3 protein-coding genes are annotated in these 3,513 nt (G+C 71.8%); 2 read left to right on the forward strand and 1 reads right to left on the reverse strand.

Translation table 11 applies throughout. The features are described from left to right. Positions 1-370: 4'-phosphopantetheinyl transferase superfamily protein (locus tag QM572_RS11185; RefSeq protein WP_415093059.1), on the forward strand; the 370-nt coding region annotated here is incomplete at its 5' end. Between the two features lie 50 nt (positions 371-420). On the opposite strand, the gene typA is transcribed toward QM572_RS11185, so the two are convergent. After that, on the reverse strand, positions 421-2,304 hold the full coding sequence (typA, locus tag QM572_RS11190; protein ID WP_415093061.1) for a translational GTPase TypA: 1,884 nt from the start codon (positions 2,302-2,304) through the stop codon (positions 421-423). Positions 2,305-2,410: 106 nt separating this feature from the next. Here typA and QM572_RS11195 point away from each other — a divergent pair. Then, positions 2,411-3,513 (forward strand): choice-of-anchor Q domain-containing protein (locus QM572_RS11195; protein WP_415093063.1); only part of this gene is annotated, 1,103 nt, incomplete at its 3' end.

The following is a 3,513-nucleotide window of genomic DNA, read 5'->3' on the forward strand; positions in this document are numbered from 1 at the left end:
CGCGTGGCGGGCCCTCGGGCTCGACCTCGAGCCGGACCTGCCGCTGCCGCCCGACGCGGCCGCGGTGGCGCTGACCGACCGCGAGCGCGGAGGCGTGGATCCGGCCGACGGCCGCCTGGTCTTCGCCGCCAAGGAGTGTGTGCACAAGGCGATCCACCCGCTGACCGGGATCTGGCTGGAGTTCGACGAGGTCGAGATCGCTCTCGACCTGACGGGGGACCCGAGCGCTCCCGCGAACGGCGAGGGAGCGTGGACGCCGCGGCCGCTCAGCGATCAGGCGCGCCGCGCCCTGGCGGGCGTGGAGCCGGTGGGCCGCTGGCAGCGGTCGCCGGCCGGCTGGCGGGTGGTGCTGGGGCTGCGCTCAGCCTGAGGTGAGCCTGTTCACCGCGGCGTCGAGGGCAGCCTCCGCCGGCGCTCCGGCTACTTGTTCGCCTTGCGTAGACGGCTCGCGACCTTGGCGCGGGCGTTGGCGTCGAGCTCCACCTTGCGGATGCGGACCATCTCCGGCGTGACCTCGACGCACTCGTCGTCGCGGCAGAACTCCAGGCACTGCTCCAGCGAGAGCTCCTTCGGCGGGGTCAGCTTCTCGAAGTTGTCCGACGTCGCGGAGCGGATGTTGGTCTGCTGCTTCTCGCGGGTGATGTTGACGTCCATGTCGTCGGCGCGGGAGTTCTCGCCGACGATCATGCCCTCGTAGACCTCGGTGCCCGGCTTCACGAAGAGCGTGCCGCGCTCCTGCAGCGACGTCATCGCGTGCGCGGTGGCGGCGCCGGAGCGGTCGGCGACGAGCGAGCCGTTCTGGCGGGCGCGGATCTCGCCGGCCCACGGGGTGTAGCCCTCGGAGATCGAGGACGACATGCCGGTGCCGCGGGTCTCGGTGAGGAAGTCGGTGCGGAAGCCGATCAGGCCGCGGGCGGGGACGACGAACTCCATCCGCACCCAGCCGGTGCCGTGGTTCGTCATGTTCTCCATCCGCCCCTTGCGTACGGCGAGGAGCTCCGTGATCGCGCCGAGGAACTCCTCGGGCGCGTCGATGGTGAGGCGCTCGAGCGGCTCGTGCACCTTGCCGTCGATCTCCTTGGTGACCACCTGCGGCTTGCCGACGGTCAGCTCGTAGCCTTCGCGGCGCATCTGCTCGACGAGGATCGCGAGCGCCAGCTCGCCGCGGCCCTGGACCTCCCAGGCGTCGGGGCGCTCGGTGGGCAGCACGCGCAGCGAGACGTTGCCGATCAGCTCGGAGTCGAGCCGGTCCTTGACCATGCGGGCGGTGACCTTGGCGCCCTTGACCTTGCCGACCATGGGCGAGGTGTTGGTGCCGATCGTCATCGAGATGGCGGGGTCGTCGACGTGGATGAGCGGCAGCGCGACCGGGTTCTCCGGGTCGGCCAGCGTCTCGCCAATCATGATCTCCGGGATGCCCGCCACGGCGACGATGTCGCCCGGGCCGGCGATCTCGCCGGGCTCCCGGTCAAGCCCCTTGGTGATGAGGAGCTCGGTGATCTTGACGTTCTTGACCGCGCCGTCGCGGGTCATCCACGCGACCTGCTGGCCCTTCTTGAGGTAGCCCTGGTGGATGCGGACCAGCGCCAGGCGGCCGAGGAAGGGAGACGCGTCGAGGTTGGTGACGTGCGCCTGGAGCGGGGCGCCCTCGTCGTACTCCGGAGCGGGGATGGTGTCGAGGATCGTCTTGAAGAGCGGCTCGAGGTTGTCGCCGCCGGGCAGGGTCGCGTTCTCCGGCTTGGTCAGCGAGGCGATGCCCGCCTTGCCCGAGGCGTAGACGACCGGGAAGTCGAGCGCGTCCTGGCTGTGGGAGTCGTCGAGCAGGTCCATGAACAGCTCGTAGGTCTCGTCCACCACCTCGTCGATCCGGGCGTCGCCGCGGTCGACCTTGTTGACGACGAGCACGACCGGCATGTCGGCGTTGAGCGCCTTGCGGAGCACGAACCGCGTCTGCGGCAGGGGCCCCTCGGAGGCGTCCACGAGGAGCACGATCCCGTCGACCATCGACAGGCCGCGCTCGACCTCGCCGCCGAAGTCGGCGTGGCCGGGGGTGTCGATGATGTTGATGGTCATGCCACCCTCGGGCGCGTAGGCGCCGTTGTAGTGGATCGCGGTGTTCTTCGCGAGGATCGTGATGCCCTTCTCGCGCTCGAGGTCGCCGGAGTCCATGACGCGGTCGTCGACGCCCGCCTCCATGGCGTGCGCGCTGAACGCCCCACCCTGCTTGAGCATGGCGTCGACCAGGGTGGTCTTGCCGTGGTCGACGTGGGCGACGATGGCGACGTTGCGGAGATTGGCCTTCACAGGACCGAGAGCGTAGTCAGCGCACGCCCGATGCCTCGCATCGGCGAACCAAACCTTGGGGTGCGACCCTGACGACAGGCGCCGCCGGAAGGGTCAGCATGCGACCATGCCCCGCTCTGTCTCCCGGACCGCCTCCCGCACCCTCGCTCGCGTCTCGGCCGTGGTCGCCGGCGCCGCGCTGCCCCTGGCCGCGCTGGCTCCCATCGACCTGCCCGCCGCCGCGGCCGAGGACGCGGTCGTCGTCACGCGGCTCGACGACCCGGCGGGCGCCGGCGACTGCCTGTCCGGCGGCGACTGCTCCCTGCGGCAGGCGATCACGGAGGCCAACGGGTCGCGGCCGATCACGCTTCCGGCAGGGACCTACGACCTGACCCTCGGCGAGCTCGACGTCCCTGGCGCCACCGTCCTGGACGGGGCGGGCGCCGACGTCGTCACGATCCGGCAGACCACCGCCGACAGCAGGGTGATCAGCGCCTCCGACACCGTCACGTTGAGCGGGCTGACCCTCACGGGCGGGCACGCGACGTCGTACGGCGGCGGGATCGGCCTCGACGGCCCCGGAACCCTCCAGCTCCACGGTGTCCGGGTCACCGGGAACACGGCCGCGACGAGCGGCGGCGGCATCGGAGGCGACCCGGCGGGGAGGTACTACTCGGTCTACCTCTACTCCTCGACGGTGGACGCGAACACGGCCGGCGGCGACGGGGGCGGCATCGGCGGCGGGAGCATGAACCTCTACCTGCTCAACTCCACGGTCGCCGACAACACCTCCACGGCCGGCGCGGGCGGCGGCGTCTTCCTGCAGACGCTGACGCCGGCGGGCTATGCCTACCCGAGCCGGCTCCAGGCCGTCTTCTCCACCGTGGCGGGGAACACCGCCGGCCGCGGAAGCGCGGTGGGGTTCGACACGGGCACCCAGACGGGCGACGACAGCGGAGGCTCGCTGGAGCTGGTCGCCGCCGCGGTCGCCGGCACCTGCGCGAGGAGTGACGGCAGCACGGCCAAGGCGCTGACGGTCTACACCCGGTCGAGCGTCCTCGACGACGCGACGTGCCCGCTCCAGTCCGGCGACACCACCTCGGCGCTCGTCGCCGACCTCGGGCTCACCGCCCTCGGCGACCACGGCGGCCCGCTGCCCACGAGGGCCCCGCAGGCGGGCAGCCCCCTCATCGACGCGGTCGAGGCCGGCCTCGCCGACTGGGCCGATGA

Source organism: Nocardioides sp. (genome assembly GCF_047607365.1).
Taxonomy (GTDB): Bacteria; Actinomycetota; Actinomycetes; order Propionibacteriales; family Nocardioidaceae; genus Nocardioides.